This window comes from Bradyrhizobium sp. P2_E8 (assembly GCF_056403875.1).
In genome coordinates, this window is the sequence record NZ_JBFUES010001096.1 from 1 (window position 1) to 2,311 (window position 2,311).

Genomic DNA, 2,311 nt, shown 5'->3' on the forward strand with positions numbered 1-2,311 from the left:
AGACGGCCCCACGGTCCGCCATCGGAGCCGCGCATCTCGAGATAGCGCTTCAGCCGCACTTCCGGGAAGATCGTCGAGAGATGGTTGGCCCAGTCCGACAATGTCGGCCGCTCGCCGGGAAGATTGTTGTTGCGGCCGTCGAAGAAGGCGCGGAACGAGGAGCCCGAGACGTCGATGTACTCTTCGCCGCGCTTGACGAAATACATGGGCACGTCGAGCGCGTAGTCGACATAGCGCTCGAAGCCCATGCCGTCCTCGAACGCCCAGGGCATCATGCCCGCGCGCGCATTGTCCGTGTCGCGCCAGATCTCGGAGCGGAAGGAGAGGAAGCCGTTCGGCTTGCCTTCGGTGAACGGCGAATTTGCGAACAGTGCGGTTGCGACCGGCTGGAGCGCGAGCGACACGCGCAGCTTCTTGACCATGTCGGCTTCGGAGGAGAAGTCGAGATTGGTCTGCACCGTGCAGGTCCGGTACATCATGTCGAGGCCGTACTGGCCGACCTTCGGCATGTAGTTGGTCATGATCTTGTAGCGCCCCTTGGGCATCACCGGAATGTCGGCGCGCGACCAGGACGGCGTCATGCCGAGCCCGAGGAAGCCAATGCCGAGCGGCGTTGCGATCTCGCGCACCTGCGCCAGATGCGCCATCAGCTCGCTCTGGGTCTGGTGCACGTTCTCGACCGGCGCACCGGAAAGCTCGAACTGTCCGCCCGGCTCGAGCGAGATCGCGCCGCCGCCGGTGACGTCGTAGAGGCCGATGATGTTGCCCTTCTCCATGATCGGCTCCCAGCCGAGCAGGAGCTTCATGCCCTCGAGCAGCGCGCCAATGCCGCGCGCGCCTTCGTAAGGCACCGGACGGTGCCCTTCGAGCGTGAACGGCGTCTTCTCGTGCTCGGTGCCCAAGCGGAATTCGGACGGGTTCTTGCAGCCCTCCTCGAACCACGCAACGAGCTCGTCGCGCGACTGCAACGGCGTCATATCGATCTGGTCTCGCGCCATATCAAACTCTAATCAAAAGCGCTTCGACCGAATGCGCGGGTGACGGGATGGTCCGCGAACCGACCGGGCGCGCAGACGTGCTGGTTTGCCGCGCGATCATCGCGACGGCGTGCTTTCGTTGACGTTGGCGGCGGGCGGCAGCTTCATCTCGCCACACGAGCAGCCCAGCCGGTCGAGCAGGCCGCTGAGCTTGACGGCATCGGCATCGGACAATTTCGAACCGACATATTTCTCGATCGCAGCGGAATAGGCACTCCACATCCGCTTCTRCAACTCGCGGCCGGCTTCGGTGATCTCGACGAAYTGTCCGCGCTTGTCGATCTTGCATTCGCGCCGCGAGGCGAGCCCCTCGTCGACCAGGCGGTCGATCAGGCGCGAGGTGGAGTATTGCGGGATCAGCATCTGCCGTTCGAGTTCCACAGGCCGCAACTCGCCGGAGGGCGCGCGCGACAGTTCGAGCAGCGCGTCATACCAGGCCAGCGGCGGGAACCCCGACTTCTTCAGGTCCTGCTCGACGCAGTCGAGGACGCGGCTCTGCACCCGCATCAGGCGGATCCAGGCGGCGGTTGCCTCGGTCGATGGTTTGCGTTTCATGATCCCACTCAAACTCGTCGCCCGTCTCTTACCCCACTCGATGCACCTGCATCAATCTTGACTATTGCATGCAAGTGCATGTAGGCGTTCATTCGCCCAAGCCAAGCAACAAGAGGAGGAAATTCCATGAAACTCTATTACTCGCCCGGCGCCTGCTCCCTGTCCCCCCACATCGCGCTCCTCGAGGCCGGCCTGCCCTACGAGCTGGTCAAGGTCGATATCCGGGCCAAGAAGCTCGAAAATGGTGAGGATTATCTGAAGCTGAACCCCAAGGGTCAGGTCCCTGCGCTGGGCCTCGACAGCGGTGAGATCGTGACCGAAGGCCCGGTGATTGTCCAGATGATCGCCGATCAGGCTACTGCCAAGGCGCTGGCGCCCGCCCACGGCAGTGCCGAGCGCTACAAACTGCTCGAATGGCTGAACTTCCTCACCTCGGAGGTGCACAAGAGCTTCGGTCCGCTGTTCGCACCGGCGCTGAACGACGAGGCCAAGGCGTTCTTCAAGGACCGCGTCATGGGCAAGCTGAAATACATCGACAGCCAGCTCGCCGGCCGCGACTACCTGATGGGCAAGCAGTTCACGGTTGCCGACGGCTATCTCTTCACGATGCTGACCTGGGGCGACCGGATGAAATTCGACCTTTCGGCGATGCCCAACCTCACTGCCTACCAGACCCGCGTCGCAGCGCGGCCGCAGGTGCAGGAGGCGCTGAGGAAGGA

Annotated in this window: 3 protein-coding genes; 1 reads left to right on the plus strand and 2 read right to left on the minus strand. The window is 63.3% G+C overall.

Annotated elements, in window-relative coordinates; genetic code table 11:
• Together AC1D00_RS37125 and AC1D00_RS37130 are read right to left on the minus strand one after the other, a co-directional pair.
• A partial coding sequence (locus tag AC1D00_RS37125; protein WP_477014087.1) for a glutamate--cysteine ligase occupies positions 1-998 on the minus strand: 998 nt, incomplete at its 3' end.
• A gap of 96 nt (positions 999-1,094) precedes the next feature.
• Entirely contained in the window at positions 1,095-1,592 is a 498-nt protein-coding gene (locus AC1D00_RS37130) for a MarR family winged helix-turn-helix transcriptional regulator (RefSeq protein ID WP_477014088.1), read from the minus strand.
• A 126-nt stretch (positions 1,593-1,718) separates the two neighbouring features.
• Here AC1D00_RS37130 and gstA point away from each other — a divergent pair.
• Positions 1,719-2,311 (plus strand): glutathione transferase GstA (gstA, locus tag AC1D00_RS37135; protein WP_477014089.1); only part of this gene is annotated, 593 nt, incomplete at its 3' end.